We start from the raw sequence: 16,874 nt of genomic DNA on the forward strand, positions 1-16,874 counted from the left end.
GCCCCTAGGCGGGCGCGCCTTCGTCACCGAATTCCGTCGGTGCCTGATCCGAGAGAAGGTCTTTTTGTTTCGTGGCGCGGCGATCCTCGTCGACCTTGCGGGCAATGGTATCGTCCACCGAGGTATCGACGGGCTGCGGGGCCCGGGCCGATGGCACGCGCTTTTCGGGGGGCGGTGTGGGGCGGCTTTGCCCCATCCCTCCTGGCGGGACGGCGAAGGGCGTATCGAGTTTGAGCCGGTAAATCGGCTCCGGCAGAGTGAAGCCGTCCCCCTCAAGACGGTCTTTGGTCACGGTAATCGCGGCGGATTTGGCCTTGAAATAGTCTGTTTCCGTTTGGTCGATCCAAGGGGCGAAGGTTAGAACGATATTGCTGTCGCCCACCTCGACGATCCAGGCCATCGGGGCGGGGTCCTTGAGGACGAAGGCTTGGCCTCTCAAAGCGTTCAACCCCGCTTCCATCGCTGCCCCCGGATTATCCTCGGCGTCGATCCCTAATTCAAAGGTGATGCGCCGCTCGGGATTGCGGGAGAAGTTCGTGATGACGGCCTTGAACACCTCGGCATTGGGAATGCGCAGATGGTTACCGTCGGGGGTCATCAAAATCGTCGCGCGGGAGGTCAGGCTGACCACCGTCCCATTGTGACCGCCAATATCGACGAAGTCTTTCGGGCGAAACGGCTGGCGTAGGCTGAGCATCACACTGGCGATGAAGTTCTCAATTGTATCCCTGACCGCGAAACCGACGGCGAGGCCGAGAACCCCGGCGGCCCCGAGCACCGCCGACAGTACCGCCACCGCGTCGAGGAGATTGAGGGCGATGACGATCCCCATCAAGATGAAGACGATCGGGACCACGGTTCTGGCGAGGCCGACGATCAAGGGATTGTCTGCAAAGCGGCGCCACAGCCAGCCCTGACGCCCCAGAAAGAGACCTAAGATCCAGAAAAAGCCGATCACGCCGGTCGCCACCGCCAGGAGAGGCAGTAGGGCTATCGTGTTCTCCGCCAAAAGGCGCGCCCGCTCGGCGGCCGGGGCGAGACGGCCATCGACCGATAGATCAGCAGCAAGAGCGTTCTCCACCGCGACCACTCCCGCCACGCGGGAGGCGACCTGCTCGGCCTCCACCACCTGATCCCGTCCAGGCACCGTGCCCTCGATCCGCACCACGCCGTCCGCGACGCGGACCTCAACGGCGCGAAAAGCGGGGAGGGCGGCGAAAATACTTTTAAGGCGCCGCTCGATATCCGCATCGTCGATCCCGTTTGCGGCGGCATCGATGGCGCCTTCGGTGAAGGTCACTTGCGCCTCCGTCGACGGCGGCGCCTCCGATGGCGGGGCATTCTCAATCGGGGCGGCGTCACCGGAAAGATCAGCCGACGATGATGCCGAGCCCTGGGCAAGTGCGAGCGGTCCAAGACCCGAAAGGAGGACGGCAGCAATCAGGATGAGGGAGCGCATGGGATGTCCTCGGCCATTTCGGTAGGGTGGCGCGCCGCATCCTGTCGAGAAGGCAGCTCTCCCCCCTTGAGATCGAGGTCGGGGAAGGCGGCTCACCCGTCCTTGTCCAACGCCTTGCGGATCAATCCCGCGACCCGATCGGGGCCTAAGACGGCGATGAACGGCCCCATGCGGGGCCCTTCGCTCTGCCCAAGGACGACTTCGTAAAGGCCGGTGAACCACGCCCGCATGTTTTCAAAGCCCGCCGCCTTACCGGCGTCGAAGACCGCCGTCTGATAGACATCTTCTTCCTGGCCGTCCTCAAGGGACGCCAATCGCTCGGCAAGGTCGAGAAGGGCTTCCCGCTCTTCAACCGTCGGAGAACGGAAGGATTTCTTCGGTTTGACGAAATCCTCGAAATAATGGACGGCATAGGGAATCAGCGCCTCGAGCGCGGCGATTTCCGCTTCCGTCGCTGTCGGCCGATATTTCGCCACGAAGCCGCGCAGCACCTCGGGGTCAGAGGTGCCGGAGGCATCCACCAGCGTCAGCAGCAGGCTGAACGGGACCGGCGGGGTCGTCGTCGGCACCGACCCGGTGTGGATGTGGAAGGCGGGATTATCCACCTGCTTTTCTTCGGGCTGGTCGGCGAATTTCTCGACATGGGTCCAGTACTCATCGACCGTCTTTGGGATAATGTCGAAATAGAGCTTTTTCGCCTTCTTCGGATTTTGAAAATTGAACAGGCTCAAGCTTTCGGGACTGGCATATCGCAGCCATTCCTCGATGGTCAGACCATTCCCCTTGGTCTTCGAAATCTTCCGTCCCTCTTCGTCGAGAAAGAGCTGATAGTTGAAGCCGGCCGGTGGTTCCGCGCCAAGGGCACGCACGATCTTGCCCGACAGGCGGGTCGATTCGGTCAGATCCTCTCCGGCCATTTCATAGTCGACTCCGAAAGCATACCAGCGCCCCGCCCAATCGGCTTTCCACTGCAATTTCGTGGCGCCCCCCGTGACCTTCGTCGTGACCCGGTCGTCGTTCTCGTCCTCGAAGACGATCTCTCCGGTTGCCGGGTCGCGGTCGAGCAGAGGCACGTAGAGCACGCGGTTGGTGGTCGGACTGATCGGCAGGATGGGCGAATAGGTTTGCCGTCTTTCCTCGCCCAAGGTGGGCAGGATGATATCCATCACCTCGTCATAGACCTCAAGCATCCGCAAAAGCGCCTTGTCGAGCGCGCCCTCGCGATAGGCCTCGGTGGCGGAGACGAACTGATAGTCAAAGCCAAAGCGATCGAGGAACCGACGCAACCGCGCATTATTGTGCGCCGAGAAGCTGTCATGGGTGCCGAAGGGGTCCGGCACGCTCGAGAGAGGTTGCTGGAGATAGGGGGCCAGCATTTCAGGTTGGGGCACCGAGGGGGGCACTTTTCGCATGCCGTCCATGTCGTCCGAGACGCAAAGAAGTTTTGTCTCCCGTCCCGACAAAAGAGAAAACGCATGGCGGACCATTGAGGTGCGTGCCACCTCACCGAAGGTGCCGATATGCGGCAGACCGCTCGGGCCGTAGCCGGTTTCAAACACCACGGGGGTGGATTTTCCCGTCTTCTCAAGCCGCTTCATAAGGGCGCGCGCCTCCTGAAAGGGCCAGGATTTGGCGGCGTCGAGCGCGGCGGGCGATAGCGTGACAGGGGGCAAAGCTTACTCTTTCGATGGGTCTGTGATGGGGGTTTGCGGAAACAGACGCACTTGCCTAGCAACTCCACTGGAAAGTCTCAAAGGCGAGTTATGAGCGATATCGATAAATCCCTGACGCCCGCCCATGCGATCATCTACCTCATGGTTCTGGCGTCCGCTTCAGATGGCGATATTCGGGATGCCGAGCTGCAGGCCATTGGCCGGGTCGTGCGGTCCTTTCCGTTGTTTGCCCCAACGGAGGAAGACAGCCTTGTGAAGACCGTCGAGGCGGCGGGCCAGATGATGGCCCCCGATGGGGGATTGCAAAAGGTGATCGCCGCGGCGGCCCGGGCTCTCCCCCCGCATTTGGGCGAAACCGCCTATGCTGCGGTCGTGGATGTCGTGACGGCCGATGAGAACTTGGCCCCGACGGAGATCCGGGTTCTCGAACTCATTCGCGATGCGTTGAACGTATCGGACGAGGGAGCGGCGGCGATCGAGCACGCGGCGAGAGCCCGTCACATGACGGTGGAAGCAGTCGATTGATGACCGATGCTTTGACCCTCGGCTGGGCCGAGTGGTGCGCTTTGCCGACCTTGGGATTGCCGGCGATCAAGGCCAAGGTCGATACGGGTGCCAAAACCTCCGCCCTTCACGCCTTCACCATTCAGCCCTTCGGACCGGCGGGACGCCGAAAGCTGCGCTTTGGGATCCATCCGATTCCAGAGCGACCGGAGTTCGAGGTCTATTGCTCCGCGGACATCGTCGACCAGCGCGATGTGACGAGTTCGAACGGTGAGACAGAGAGCCGCTATGTCATCGAGACGCCGATCCGGATCGGGCCTTACGAATGGCCGATCCAACTGACCCTCTCCGACCGTGAGGGCATGAGCTATCACATGTTGCTGGGGCGCCAGGCGCTGACGGAATTTCCCTTTGAGGGGGAGCCGCTGGTGATGCCGAGCCTCTCCTATCAACAGCCACAGCTCAGCTATGACGTTTATGATGGGCTGTCGAAAAAAGCGCCGACCCCACGGTCTCTCCGTATCGGGATTTTGACGCGGGAGCCGAATGCCTATTCGACACGGCGGCTGGTTGAGGCGGGGGAAACGCGGGAGCATGTCGTCGAGCTGATCGACACCCAACGGTGCTATATGCTGATCAATGCCGGACGGCCCGAGGTCCATTACGATGGCCGGTGCCTGCCGCCCTTTGACACGATCATCCCGCGGATCGGCGCCTCAATCACCGCCTATGGCACCGCCGTGACGCGGCAGTTCGAGGCGATGGGCACGTTTTGCGTGAACGGCTCCCACGCCATCGCCGTCAGTCGGGATAAATTGCATGCCCACCAATTGCTGGCGCGGGAAGGGATCGGCATGCCGACCACGGCGTTTGCGTCATCGCCCAAAGACACCCGGAACCTGATCGATTTGATGGGAGAGGGGGCCACCATCGTCAAACTGCTTGAGTCCAGTCAAGGCAAAGGTGTCGTCCTCACAGAAACCCGTAAAGCCGCTGAAAGTGTGGTCGACGCGTTCCGTGGGCTGAAAGCCGATTTCCTGGTGCAAGAATTCGTGAAGGAGGCCGGGGGCGAAGATATTCGCTGCCTGGTGGTCGGCGGCAAAGTGGTCGCCGCCATCAAACGTCGTGCCGCCCCCGGTGAGTTCCGGTCGAACCTCCACCAGGGGGGATCGGCGGTCACAGTGAAGATCAGCAAGGCTGAAAGGGAAACCGCGATCAAGGCGGCCAAGGTCTTGGGCCTTGGCTTTGCCGGGGTGGATCTATTGCGGTCGAGTTCGGGGCCGAAGGTGCTTGAGGTGAATTCCAGCCCAGGCCTTGAAGGCGTGGAGACGGCGACGGGTAAGGACGTGGCCCGTCTACTGATGGAAGCCATCGAGAAACGCGCCGCGAGCACGGTCCGTCGCCGCCGTCGCGCCTCTGAACCCGGACAATTATGATCTCAGAGATTGCCATGTCAGCGCTCAGGCGGGTTGACCCGGAACGGGCACATCGTCTGACCATTGCGGCGCTGAGAACCGGTATCGTGCCTGGCATGGCGGCCGATCAATGGCCCTCTCTGCACACGGAGATTGCGGGCCTTACCTTACCTAATCCCCTGGGCCTCGCGGCGGGGTTCGATAAAAACGCCCAGGTCCCAGACCCTTGTTTGCGGCTCGGCTTCGGCTTCGTCGAAGTGGGCGCGGTGACGCTGAAAGCGCAGCCTGGCAACCCCCGCCCGCGAGTTTTTCGGCTGCCGCAGGATTTTGCCGTCATCAACCGCTATGGCTTTAACAATGACGGCCTTGAGGCCGTTGCTGCGCGTCTTCGGGCCCGGCGCGGCCGGACGGGGGTCGTTGGGGTCAATCTGGGGGCAAACAAGGACAGCGCCGACCGGCTCAAGGATTTTGCCGTTGGCGCCGCGGCCCTCTCCCCCCTTGTTGATTTTTGTACGGTCAATGTATCTTCCCCCAATACGCCAGGGCTAAGACACCTTCAGGAGGCGGACACCTTGCGCAACCTCCTGTCGTCCCTTCCGTCGGTGATGGCGCCCTCGACCCGCCTGTTTCTAAAAGTTGCGCCGGATTTGACCGACGAGGCTGTTGCTGACCTTGCCGAGCTTGTGCGCTCCACCCCCGTGGACGCGCTGATCGTATCGAACACCACCATCTCGCGCCCTCATTTGACGTCCGACCCGGAGGAGACGGGGGGATTGTCCGGTCGCCCTCTCTTTGATCTCTCGACCCGCCGGTTGCGTGACTTCGCCTCGCTGCTCAACGGGGATGTTCCTTTGATCGGTGTCGGGGGAATCGAAGACAGCGACACGGCCTATCAAAAAATCCTCAACGGGGCGTCAGCCCTGCAGCTCTATACAGCCCTCATTTACAAGGGGCCTAGGCTTGTGGTTGATATCCTTGACGGGCTCGCCGATCGGTTGACTGTCGATGGCTATCCCACCGTCGCCGATGCGGTGGGGGCGGCGCACCGTTAGGCGATCATCAGTCGGTCTGTCTACGAAAAGAGTACCGCTCCGCCAGCTGAGAAGTCAGCAAATTTCCAGATTTCAGCAAGCATTAAGGCAACCTCCTTATAGTTTGGTGAGGATAAGAGCGCGGGACATGCCGAACACACGGCCTGAAATTAGGGCATTCGTCGAAGAAATGCGGTCCACACGATCGGGCCGTTTCATGTTGGAGGCATTGGATTGCCTGCCTAATGGCTTCGTCATTTACGACCCGACCCTCCACCTGATTTACGGTAATCAGGTGGCCCGGGATCGGAATGCCCAGATGTTCGAATTACTCGAAGCCGGGGTGCCCCTCGACCAGATCGTCCGACGACAGTTGAAGCTGATCCTGCCGGATCTTCCGCCTGACGAGTTTGAGGAGAGCGCCGAGGATTACATCTACCGTCTGCGTACGGGTCTGCCCGTCGAGTTTCATACGGAGAACGGCCGCACCGCTCAATCGAACTTCTTTGAAATGGAGAGTGGAGAGCGGGTGGCCGTCACGGTCGATATCACCGCGATCCGCGCCAATGAACAGCGCCTCAGGCTGGCTCGAAGCGAGGCAGAAGCGGCAAATAAGACAAAGTCGGCGTTTCTGGCCAATACAAGCCATGAAATCAGAACGCCCTTGAACGGTATTCTGGGCCTGACCGAGCATGTTCTGAAGCTCGACCTCCCGACCGAAGCGAGACAGCATCTCAATACGATCCACGATGCCGGGACGACCCTGCTCACCCTTCTTAACGATATTCTCGACCTCTCGAAGATCGAAGCTGGGGCGTTCGAACTCGCGCCGGATGAGAAGGCGCTTTCCGAAACCGTGGGCAAGGTCGAACGGCTCTGGTCAGGCCCGGCGAAGCAAAAAGGTCTCTCCCTCGATGTGGTGATCGGCCCGGGTGTCCCTGAAAAGGTCATTGCGGACCATCACCGCCTCTACCAATGTCTCTCGAACCTTGTTTCGAATGCGATCAAATTCACCGAAGAGGGGTCTGTCCATATCCGCGTCGATGCCTCCAAGCCAAAGGCGGGACAATCGGTGGTGACGGTCGCGGTGTCCGATACCGGGCCGGGGATTTCCGACGACATTAAGACCCAGCTCTTCAAGCCCTTCACCCAGGCCGATAGTTCCACCTCCCGCACCTATGGCGGCACCGGCCTTGGTCTCAGCATTGTGCAAGGGCTCATGGATCTAATGGGGGGCTCGGTCGATCTCGAAAGCAAGGTCGGCGTTGGGACGACCTTCCGTGTTCGGTTGCCGGTAAAGGTCCCCGGCGAGATCCATGGGCCAAAGCCCCAGACCGCCGTGCACATGCGCAGCATTCCCGCGGGGCTGAAAGTGCTCATCGTCGACGATATCGGTCTCAATCGACAGGTCGCGCGGCTCCTCTTGCAATCCTCCGGCTGTGTCTGCAGCGAGGCGGAGAACGGGCAGGAGGCCTTGGACATGCTGGCGGGTGGCCCCATCGATATCGTTCTGATGGATCTTCATATGCCAACGATGGATGGCTTCGAAGCGGTGCGCAGAATTCGTGAGAGCAGTGAGGCCTGGGGCGATGTCCCGGTCATCGCGCTGTCGGCGGATGAAGCGGCGCGCCGCGACGGGGAGCTGGGGGAAAAGGGGTTCAACGGGTTCATCGCCAAACCTGTGAGCGAAGCGCGCCTGCTTGAGGCGATTTCCGATGTCCTCAACGGAGAGAACTATCGCAACGGCCGCGTCTTTGCCGATATCGGCTAGAGCATTTTCAAGCGCACTTTGGCGCCGGCTCGCGTCAAGAAAATGCGGCACACACCTATCTAAGGATGTCTGACGGCTGGGGTGACCTGAAACGGCTCTAGGAACTCCCATTGTCGCGCCTTTCTACACCGAAGGGGGGCCACTTATAGGGGCCTTGGCACCGATGGTCGGGCGCGCCTATTCTACTCCCTATGAGCGATCCATCGCCGCCGCTGATTATCGCCGTGGACGGGCCTGCTGCCAGCGGTAAGGGAACGCTCTCCCGCCGACTGGCGGCTTATTATGGTCTCGCCTATCTCGATACCGGGATGCTCTATCGGGGAGTCGGCTGGGTGATGCTGAGCCGGCAACTCGACCCCCGACGCGTGGACGACGCCGAGGCTGCGGCCCGCGCCTTCAGTCTCGACGATATTGCCGATGCGGATATTCGAACCCCCGATGTCGGCCGCGCCGCGTCGCAGGTCGCTGTGCAGCCGCCCGTCCGGGCCGCGCTTCTCACCTATCAACGGCGCTTTGCGGCCGCGCCGCCCAACGGGTTGCGTGGCGCGGTCCTGGATGGCCGCGATATCGGAACCGTGGTGTGTCCCGACGCCCCCGTCAAACTCTATGTGACCGCGGACACTGAGGTGCGGGCCCACCGTCGATGGTCGGAATTGATGGCCCGCGATGCTCGCTCGCTCTCCTTCGAGAACGTTCTTGAGGATATTCGCCGCCGTGATGCGAGGGATGCGGGCCGAGAAGAGGCGCCGATGCGCCCGGCCGCTGATGCCGTGATTATCGACACAACAACGCTCGATCCCGATGAAGTGTTCGCCCGCGCCTTGAGGGAAATCGATCGCCGTTTGCCGTCCTGATGACCGGACCGCTGTATAAAGTCGTCGACAAATCGTCACAGGTTCGGCGCCCATCGCCGATTATGCCGCAATAACAAGCGACTAATGATGAGCAGTTTTTAAACCGCCGCACGCAGAGCGCCCATTGTGAGAGCTAGGGGGCGTCCCATATAGTCGATATAGCAACGGCGCCGAGCACCTCTCTCCCCCCCTCGCTGGTCGCTCGGCTTGGTCTTGCCTTGGCAACCCCGTACAGCAAGACACGTGCTTAGGGCCTCGCATTGCGCGAGGCCCTTTTCTTTTGGGGAGATAGATTGCGGGATCTTGCTTCCCGTATTGCCGCACCGACTTCAGCAGAATCCGAAGGGGCGGTTCGTCAACCGGGGTCTCAAGCGGCGTCGAGGTGCCAATCGGGCCGAACGAAATGGCATGTATAGCCGTGCGGGTAGCGCTCCAGATAATCCTGATGCTCTGCTTCCGCCTCGGTAAACACTCCAGCCGGCGCCAGTTCTGTCACCAATGGCCCTGGCCATTTTCCTGAGCGGTCGACATCGGCCATGACCGCTTCGGCTGTTGCCTTCTGCGCGTCGGAGGTAAACCAAATGGCACTGCGATATTGCGGGCCGATATCATTGCCCTGACGATTGCGGGTCGTGGGGTCGTGAATTTTGAAAAACCAATGCAGCATCTTCTCATAGGACACGACGTCCGGGTCGAAGATGATCTCGATGGCTTCGGCATGACCGGTGCGGCCTGTCTTCACATCGTTATAGGTCGGATTGTCGTAGGCCCCGCCGGTATATCCCACACGGGTGCGCAACACCCCGGGGACCTTCCGTAAAAGGTCCTGCATGCCCCAAAAACATCCCCCCGCCAAAAGCGCCCGTTCGGTCCGGGTTGCCGTGTCGCTTGTCATGCCAACTCCTTCTTCTTCGGTTGTGGGAGAGATGGGGCGCGGCGGACGGCCGATCAATGTGAGAAAGCGTAGCGGACCTGACCCAGGGCGTTTGCCACTTTCCCGGGGGAGAGGGGGATGTTCGTCACTCTGCCCTTTGCTTTTTCGAAGGCCATGACATTGTCGATGCGTCGATCGAGAAAGTCCCACGTTTGCGGGAAGGCCTCCGTCTCTTCATCGAATGTTTGCACCGGCTCCTCGGCGAACCATCGGGTCAGGGTCGACCCATAGACCGAACTCAAGGTGAGCCGCTTTGTGTACCAATTGAAATCCGTCGAGCGATCCCCGAGGGCCCGCCAGATCGCTCCGGATGTGCGCCACAAATGCCGCACCCCGCCCTGGCTGTAGGGGGGGAGGGCCAACGTGGCGGCCGCCCGCCGCGCCGCTTCGCGATGATCCGTCAGTTGACTGATCCGCATCCGCACCAGACTGGTGACCTTGTCGCGAATTTTTTCCGGGCGGACGTCCATCGCCGCCCATCGGTCCGCCATGCGGCGATCTTCTAGCGCCGCCCAATAATCGAGGACATCGAGAATCCCCTTGGGGAACAGGATCCCCAAATGGCCATTGGCCATTTGCCCGTGGCTGAGACCCGCCTCATATCCAGCCCGCCGCAAAGAGGTCTCCGTCCACCCCTCGAAGGTCGCCTCGATCAAGAGGGCGTTGAGCACATCTTGGCGGTCGGCTTCGAGAGGATCGTTCGGTACGGTGGCGGACATCGCGAGGCTCCAACTTGGGGATGGTAATGGACTTTTAAGTCCATTTTAGATATATATTTACGTGTTACAGGCTCCCGGTATAGGAGCCGTCGGAAATTGATTTAAGGGCAATGTCCGCCCTGTCACATCCGAACGCCCCACCGCGAGAGAATTGAGGAGAGCTACCATCGTTACTATCGTCGTCCGTGACAACAATGTTGAACAAGCCCTGCGCGCGCTGAAAAAGAAGATGCAGCGCGAAGGGACCTTCCGGGAAATGAAGCGTCGCAAGTTCTACGAGAAACCGTCTGAGCGGCGGGCGCGTCAAAAAGCCGAAGCGGTCCGCCGGGCCCGTAAGCTGCAACGGAAAAAGATGCAGCGCGAAGGGCTGATCTAAGCTCATCGCCATATCTCGATGAGGGAGCCGTTCCTTGCCTTTTGAGGGACGGCTTTTTTCATGACGTTTTTCAGGCCGGGACGGCAGAGTGGTCCCGTTTGAATGGGGGCGAGGGCGCCCGTTCGATGCCACTTTCACCGGCCTCGCTGGCTTCTTATCTCTTCTCCATATCAGAGTGGAGGTGTCTGCCATGCTCGACCCATCATCGACAACGTCGTTGCACCATGACCATGAGGGGGCCGCGGCCCAACCCGCATCTACACCCGTGCCTGCCTCTGCGCTTCGATTGCGCAAAGCGTCGGATCGCGGCCGGAGTGATCACGGTTGGCTTCGATCCGCCTTCAGTTTCAGCTTTGCGGACTATTTCGACCCCGCGCATAGCAGCTTTGGCGCGTTACGAGTGATCAACGATGATCGAATTGCCCCCCGGGGCGGTTTCCCCATGCATCCCCACCGCAATTTCGACATCTTCTCCTATGTGCTTGAGGGCCAGATCGCGCACCGCGATTCCATGGGCAATGGGTCGACGGTGGCGGCCGGCGGCGTTCAGTTCATGAGCGCCGGTAGCGGCGTTAGACATTCGGAGGTCAATCCGAGTGCCGACGAGCCGCTGCGGATCCTCCAGGTCTGGTTGAGCCCGGCGGTCCTGGATGGTGCGCCGAGATACGAGGTTCTCGGCCCCGAGGAGGTGGATCGACGGGGCAGGTTAGCACCGATTATCACCCAGAGCGGCCAAGCGGGGACGATCAAGACCGACGCGCCCGCCGATGTCTATGCAGGCCGCTTTACCGGGGAGGAGGCCGCGCGCTTCACGGTGCGAACGGGACGCCAATGTTGGGTGCAGGTCGCGAATGGCTCGCTATCGGTGGCGGGCCTCAGGCTCAGCGAGGGCGACGGGCTCGCCATTACGGCCTCAGGTGAGGTCTCCTTGGCAGGTGGCGAAGACGCCGAAATCCTGCTCTTCGATCTCGAGGCCGAGGCGCCCTCGGCGGGGTAGGGGCTTTGGGTGGATCGACAGAGGCGTGCCGACCTCCTAGGCTTTCGCCAGAATGCGGGGGAGCTTTCGATGCGGGCAACGATTGGCGTAGCAGGGGCGTTGCTGTCCCTCTTTTTGGGGGGGGCCTCGACGGCGCAGAGTAATGATCTGACCGTCGAGGAGAACCCGCTTATCGCTGGAGGGGTCGTGCGCTCCCTCGATCTCGACCAATTGAGCGAGGCGATCGCCACCGCCGGGTTTTTGCCAACGATCAGCCACTCGGCCACGGGCCTGCCCTATATCGTGGCTGAAAAAGCAAATGGTGCCCGCTTGTTCGCCACTTTGGGGGCGTGCGATATGCCCCAGGCCGGCAAGGGGTGCCAGCTGATCGAATATCTTGTACTGATGAATTTGCCAGCGTCGAGCCCGGCTCTGGTCAATAATTTCAATATCGAGCGTCGGACCGTCAGTGCAGGCTTTCTCGAAGGAAGTCTCACAGGGTTGACCTATCGTCAGGTCCTCCGCGGCGGTGTTCTGGCCGAGAATGTCGGCTTTACCTTCGGCCTGTTCCTGGAGGACGCGAATACGATCCAAGAAATGGTGATCGAGCAGTCCGGGCCAGGCCCCTTCGAAGTTTCTGTTCCGCCCGATGAGCGTTTCCCCCGCCTCGCGTCGGCCGTTGCCGCCACAGGCTGGGATGTGTCGAGACTGGTGGCGCGGTTCGGTCCCTTATCCCCTGAGCGCGCCAGTCCGCAGGTCCCTTTTCCGTCTATCACCGGTTTCGGCCTTGCGGTGCAGGAGGACTAAAAGCTGTAACCGATAGAGGCCCTGAGAAGGGTGTCTGTGCTTTCCCGTCCCTCCGGCGGCTCGCTTTCGTAGCTCAGCTTGAACCCGACATTCGTTGATAGTCGGTCGGTCAAGGCGGTGGTGAGCGTGAATTCGTTTGCGAGCGTGGTGTTGGCCTCCGCCAGGGTGGCATCGGCATCCTGCGCAAAGGTGACCCCGTCCCGTATGGTCCAGTCCACCTCGCTGGCCGCGAAAAGGGCGACCTCTGTCCCGTCGTCTTCTGTCGGCTCTCCTTCGGTCTCGGACACGCTGACGATACGGACCCCCGGCCCGCCAAGCAGATTCCAGGAGAGATTATCCTTTGCGATGACTTCGACCCCGAAGCCTGAGCCGATAAACCAGCGGCTATCGAACCCGGAAAAGGCGTCCTCCTCATAGCGCACCCGTCCGTAGGCGAAGTGTCGGTCGCCGGTCTGGGCGTCGAGACGATATTGTACGAAGAAATTATCCTGGGTCTCAGAGGTGACCTCCTCGCCGTCGGCGTTTTCCGTTGTTGCCTTGGCGTAATTGGCACCCGCATCGAGACTGTTCTTGAAACGGCCAAAGACCCGCTTGGCACTGAATCGGGCGCCGAGGACGCTGGTTTCCGTGTTGCCTGACGCTGCGGAGGCGGAGAATTCGATACGACCGTCCCAACCATTCGTAGGCTCATGTTTGACGACAAGGCCGCCTGCCATCGCCATCATCATGCACACAACACAACTCATACCTTTTAGATCCCTTGCCCTGGCGCCGCCTGATCCTCCGGATGACGCCGCCGATGATGCCGAGAGGAGGGCGACCCTGTCCCTGTCTCCCCCAAGGCCCTGTCCTCCGACCGGTGTGAGGAACATTATCATGGGATGATTTGTTCAAAAAACTATCATCATGACAGGAAGCGAAGGGGGAACCGGGGCGCGCGAAGAGAATGCGATGACAAAAAGACGCTGAAAGGCTTCACGACTCCGCTTGATTGATCCGGTCCTAGTATCGACGGATCAGCCAAACACCGAGGGCCAGACAGATCATCCCTGCAATCCGGCCCGGCGTGATTTCACGGACCTCCTGGCCGAAAGCGCCAAGATGGTCGAGCCAGATCGAGGCCATGAGCTGTCCCGCGATCAACGCCCCGACCCATGTGGCAATTCCGATACGGGGCACACTGAGGGCGGCCAGGGCGACGCCGGTCGCGCCGATGAGGCCCCCAAGATAGACCCATGGGGGCGCGGTCGCGATGACCGAACTGTTCGGTGCCTGCGGCCGTGAAAGAAGGATGAGGGCGGCAAGGCTGAGCCAGCCGACCGAAAAAGAGATAAGGGCAGCGACCAGGGGGCCGCCGGCAAAGGCCGCGAGGCGGCCATTGATCGCGCCCTGTGCGGCGAATATCGCGCCCGACAAAAGGCCCGCCATAACGAAAATCAACGAGGTCATGGAGCCGGCCTTTCTTGCCCAGGCTCTGTCTCACCTGCGCTATGATCGGCCTCCGATTCAACCGCCCGAGCGGCCTCTTCGATCCATCCGGTAAAGGGCTCCCTCACCAACGGTCCGAAGATCGAGGTGAAATGGCGGATCAGCGCATGGTCAGCCTCGTCCATCGTGACCGGGCGGCCAAGATCCACAAGGCTGGTCACCCCGTATTGCGCATCGCTGATCCCGCAGGGCGTGATCCCGGAAAAATGCGAGAGGTCGGGTTCGACATTGAGTGCAATGCCGTGAAGGCTCACCCATCGGCGGATGCGGACGCCAATGGCGGCAATCTTGTCCTCTTTTGGCATTCCAGGGCGGGAACGATCCACCCACACGCCGACGCGTCCGCGTCGCAGCTCGCCGTCTATGTTGAAATCGCCGAGGCTGGCGATCAGCCATCGTTCGAGGTCGCCGACATATTTTCTCACATCCCTGACCCGGTGCCGCAGGTCCAGCATCAGATAGGCCACCCGCTGTCCAGGTCCGTGATAGGTGTATTGTCCCCCCCGTTTGGCGGGATACACAGGAAACCGATCGGCGTCTTTCAGGTCCGCGGGTTTTGCCGTCGTGCCCGCGGTATAAAGGGGCGGATGTTCAAGAAACCACAGGCGTTCGGGACCGGTGCCGTCGAGAATGGCCTCGACGGCACGGTCCATCGCTTCGAGCGCGATGGGGTAGGGAATGGGGGTACGGGAAACGGTCAAATGAACGGGGCCGGTGGCGAAGCATGCTCCTGGATCCCCAACCGCCCGCGCATAGTCGGCCATGGGCACGGTGTTCGATAGTTTTGGGCGCTTGTCAAACTTAACTCTTGAGAGGGCGACGGCTCTTTGCTATCGCCCGCCGCTCCGAATGGGCCTTCTGGGACCATCCGGCGCGGTCGTGGCGGAACTGGTAGACGCGCAGCGTTGAGGTCGCTGTGGAGCAATCCGTGGAGGTTCGAGTCCTCTCGACCGCACCATTTCCCTTGCGCACCCGCCTTCGGCTGCTTGAGCGCGGGTGCGGTTCGGGATCAGTCCTCTCGGTGGCATTCGTGAACGGTGAGGTCCAGGCGAGCGCCGCCACCGCAAAAGCGCGGAACTTTGACAACACGCTACACTATTTCCTCTCAGGTGATACCATTCCCGAAGCGGTCTACCCTCCGCTGGTCGAGATAGACTACACATTCCCCTTGGACGCGCCTGCTGAATAGGCGCGCCGCAGTTGCGGTCGGCCTCAGTGCCTTCGCGTCTTGCAACAGTATTTGCCGGAGAATGACGTTTTGAGAATGAACCTCTTTCGCCTCTTCCTTACGCTGTGCGCCTATTTCGGGGCCACAGCGCAGGCACAAATCCTGCTGCGCGGCAATGACGGTGATCCAGAGACCCTCGACCATCACGGGACATCAACCATCGCTGAATCCCGGCTGATGGACGATCTTTACTCCGGGCTCGTCGATTTTTCCCCGACTGCCGAGGTCGTTCCGGGTACTGCGGAGCGCTGGGATCTGTCCGACGATGGCCTGACCTATGTGTTCTATCTGAGAGAAGACGCTGCCTGGTCGAATGGTGACCCTGTCACGGCGCACGATTTTGTCTTCGCGTTCCGTCGGTTGATGGATCCGTTGACCAGCGCAAAATACGCCACCATTCTCTACCCGATCAAGAAAGCCGAGCAGGTGAACACTGGTGAGTTGCCGCCTTCTGAACTCGGTGTCAGGGCGATTGATGACAGAACGCTCGAAATCAGGCTTGAGACGGCCACCCCATACTTTCTCGATCAGCTGACGCACCAAACTGGCAAGCCACTCCATCAGGCGTCGGTGGAGGCCTTCGGCGATCAGTTCGTAAAGCCCGAAAACATGGTGACAAACGGCGCCTATAAGCTCGAATCCTCAACGCTCAATGCCCGGATTGTCCTTCGCAAGAATGAGTATTTCTACGACGCCGACAAAGTGGCGATTGAGGAGGTTCATTATATTCCGTTTGAGGATAGGTCGACCTGTGTCCGGGCGTGGGAAGCCGAAGAGGTCCATATCTGTACAGACCTTCCCGCCCAGGATCTTCGACGCCTCGAACAGTACGGAGACTCCTTGCGGGTCGTTCCCTATTTGGGCACCTACTATTACGCCTTGAACACGCAGGACGAATTTCTTTCCGACCCGGAGATACGTCTGGCGATGTCGTTGGTGATTGACCGGGAGTTCCTGGCCGATGAGATCTGGCCAGGGATGATCCCTGCCACGAGCCTCGTGCCCGTGGGGATCAACAACTACCCCGGCGGCTCGCCCACGCTGGACATCTACAATATGTCGATGCTCGACCGGGAGGACGAGGCGATGGCCATCATGGCGCGGAAGGGGATTACCAAGGAAAATCCCGTCCATGTCGAATTGATGTACAATAGCGGTGAGAACCACAAGAACACCGCGACCGCGATTGCGGATATGTGGTCCGAAATCGGCCTCAAGGTAACCTTTAAGATCCGTGATGCCGCTGCCCACTATGCCTATCTGCGCGACAAAGGACCGATGCAGGTCGCCCGGGCCGGGTGGATCGGCGATTATTCCGATCCCCAGAACTTCCTGTTTCTTCTGGAGTCGTACAATGACGGCTTCAATTACGCCCGATACGATAATCCTGAATATGACGCGATAATGGTCCGGGCGGCGAACGAACTCGATCTTGACGTTAGGGCGGAAATTTTGCGCGAGGCCGAGGCAATCGTCCTCCGCGATACGCCTTTCCTGCCGATCTACTACTACTCTTCCTTCACCTTGGTTTCTCCTCGGATAGAGGGGTATGAGAGCAATGTGATGAACAAGCACCTCTCCCGCTACTTGACCCTTGTCGATTGATGGCGGGTTCGAGTGAAGTATACGCCCGATTGAT

17 protein-coding genes and 1 tRNA gene are annotated in these 16,874 nt (G+C 60.5%); 11 read left to right on the top strand and 7 right to left on the bottom strand.

All coding sequences use genetic code 11. The annotated features are described in order from the left end of the window. Positions 1-4 precede the first annotated feature (4 nt). Positions 5-1,459 carry a mechanosensitive ion channel domain-containing protein gene (locus PB2503_RS06725; RefSeq protein ID WP_013300485.1) on the bottom strand — a complete coding sequence of 485 codons (1,455 nt, stop codon included), beginning with the start codon at positions 1,457-1,459 and terminating at the stop codon, positions 5-7. A 92-nt stretch (positions 1,460-1,551) separates the two neighbouring features. Further along, positions 1,552-3,132: a lysine--tRNA ligase gene (locus PB2503_RS06730; protein WP_013300486.1), complete on the bottom strand. Its 1,581-nt coding sequence runs from the start codon at positions 3,130-3,132 to the stop codon at positions 1,552-1,554. Positions 3,133-3,222: 90 nt separating this feature from the next. Between PB2503_RS06730 and PB2503_RS06735 the strand changes: the two genes are divergently transcribed. The 5 genes from PB2503_RS06735 to cmk all read left to right on the top strand — a co-directional run bounded on the left by PB2503_RS06735 (position 3,223) and on the right by cmk (position 8,707). Beyond that, a complete protein-coding gene (locus PB2503_RS06735) occupies positions 3,223-3,657 on the top strand; it encodes a tellurite resistance TerB family protein (RefSeq protein WP_013300487.1) in 435 nt (144 codons plus the stop codon). Beyond that, on the top strand, positions 3,657-5,072 hold the full coding sequence (rimK, locus tag PB2503_RS06740) for a 30S ribosomal protein S6--L-glutamate ligase (RefSeq protein ID WP_013300488.1): 1,416 nt from the start codon (positions 3,657-3,659) through the stop codon (positions 5,070-5,072). Before PB2503_RS06735 ends, rimK begins: the two co-directional genes overlap by 1 nt. 14 nt (positions 5,073-5,086) lie before the next feature. Next, entirely contained in the window at positions 5,087-6,103 is a 1,017-nt protein-coding gene (locus tag PB2503_RS06745; protein ID WP_202944413.1) for a quinone-dependent dihydroorotate dehydrogenase, read from the top strand. Between the two features lie 127 nt (positions 6,104-6,230). After that, the gene (locus PB2503_RS06750; protein WP_158305831.1) at positions 6,231-7,853 is read left to right on the top strand and encodes an ATP-binding protein; all 1,623 of its coding nucleotides are present in this window, start codon (positions 6,231-6,233) and stop codon (positions 7,851-7,853) included. A gap of 212 nt (positions 7,854-8,065) precedes the next feature. Beyond that, positions 8,066-8,707 (top strand): (d)CMP kinase, encoded by a 642-nt coding sequence (cmk, locus tag PB2503_RS06755; RefSeq protein WP_041535405.1) that lies wholly within the window; start codon positions 8,066-8,068, stop codon positions 8,705-8,707. Positions 8,708-9,074: 367 nt separating this feature from the next. On the opposite strand, the gene msrA is transcribed toward cmk, so the two are convergent. Beyond that, complete coding sequence (gene msrA, locus PB2503_RS06760) at positions 9,075-9,602, bottom strand: peptide-methionine (S)-S-oxide reductase MsrA (protein ID WP_013300492.1); 528 nt, start codon at positions 9,600-9,602, stop codon at positions 9,075-9,077. Positions 9,603-9,655: 53 nt separating this feature from the next. Beyond that, positions 9,656-10,360 carry a COQ9 family protein gene (locus PB2503_RS06765; RefSeq protein ID WP_013300493.1) on the bottom strand — a complete coding sequence of 235 codons (705 nt, stop codon included), beginning with the start codon at positions 10,358-10,360 and terminating at the stop codon, positions 9,656-9,658. A 151-nt stretch (positions 10,361-10,511) separates the two neighbouring features. Here PB2503_RS06765 and rpsU point away from each other — a divergent pair, with 151 nt between their 5' ends. The 3 genes from rpsU to PB2503_RS06780 all read left to right on the top strand — a co-directional run bounded on the left by rpsU (position 10,512) and on the right by PB2503_RS06780 (position 12,519). After that, on the top strand, positions 10,512-10,736 hold the full coding sequence (rpsU, locus tag PB2503_RS14325) for a 30S ribosomal protein S21 (protein ID WP_083811001.1): 225 nt from the start codon (positions 10,512-10,514) through the stop codon (positions 10,734-10,736). Positions 10,737-11,001: 265 nt separating this feature from the next. After that, positions 11,002-11,733 (top strand): pirin family protein, encoded by a 732-nt coding sequence (locus PB2503_RS06775; protein WP_013300495.1) that lies wholly within the window; start codon positions 11,002-11,004, stop codon positions 11,731-11,733. Positions 11,734-11,802: 69 nt separating this feature from the next. Next, on the top strand, positions 11,803-12,519 hold the full coding sequence (locus PB2503_RS06780) for a YbjN domain-containing protein (protein WP_013300496.1): 717 nt from the start codon (positions 11,803-11,805) through the stop codon (positions 12,517-12,519). Here PB2503_RS06780 and PB2503_RS06785 read toward each other — a convergent pair. The 3 genes from PB2503_RS06785 to lipB all read right to left on the bottom strand — a co-directional run bounded on the left by PB2503_RS06785 (position 12,516) and on the right by lipB (position 14,771). Further along, positions 12,516-13,265 carry a DUF481 domain-containing protein gene (locus tag PB2503_RS06785; protein WP_158305832.1) on the bottom strand — a complete coding sequence of 250 codons (750 nt, stop codon included), beginning with the start codon at positions 13,263-13,265 and terminating at the stop codon, positions 12,516-12,518. The genes PB2503_RS06780 and PB2503_RS06785 overlap by 4 nt on opposite strands. A gap of 256 nt (positions 13,266-13,521) precedes the next feature. Further along, positions 13,522-13,968 carry a DMT family transporter gene (locus PB2503_RS06790; RefSeq protein WP_013300498.1) on the bottom strand — a complete coding sequence of 149 codons (447 nt, stop codon included), beginning with the start codon at positions 13,966-13,968 and terminating at the stop codon, positions 13,522-13,524. Next, complete coding sequence (gene lipB / locus PB2503_RS06795; protein ID WP_013300499.1) at positions 13,965-14,771, bottom strand: lipoyl(octanoyl) transferase LipB; 807 nt, start codon at positions 14,769-14,771, stop codon at positions 13,965-13,967. Before lipB ends, PB2503_RS06790 begins: the two co-directional genes overlap by 4 nt. A 109-nt stretch (positions 14,772-14,880) precedes the next feature. Here lipB and PB2503_RS06800 point away from each other — a divergent pair. The 3 genes from PB2503_RS06800 to PB2503_RS06805 all read left to right on the top strand — a co-directional run bounded on the left by PB2503_RS06800 (position 14,881) and on the right by PB2503_RS06805 (position 16,840). Further along, positions 14,881-14,965: transfer RNA gene (locus tag PB2503_RS06800), tRNA-Leu, on the top strand. After that, complete coding sequence (locus PB2503_RS14330) at positions 14,936-15,196, top strand: oligoendopeptidase F family protein (RefSeq protein ID WP_148235220.1); 261 nt, start codon at positions 14,936-14,938, stop codon at positions 15,194-15,196. The genes PB2503_RS06800 and PB2503_RS14330 overlap by 30 nt, the downstream gene beginning before the upstream one ends. A 75-nt stretch (positions 15,197-15,271) precedes the next feature. Beyond that, the gene (locus tag PB2503_RS06805; protein ID WP_013300501.1) at positions 15,272-16,840 is read left to right on the top strand and encodes a peptide ABC transporter substrate-binding protein; all 1,569 of its coding nucleotides are present in this window, start codon (positions 15,272-15,274) and stop codon (positions 16,838-16,840) included. The last annotated feature ends 34 nt before the right edge of the window (positions 16,841-16,874 follow it).

It is taken from the genome of Parvularcula bermudensis HTCC2503 (assembly GCF_000152825.2).
Taxonomy (GTDB): Bacteria; Pseudomonadota; Alphaproteobacteria; order Caulobacterales; family Parvularculaceae; genus Parvularcula; species Parvularcula bermudensis.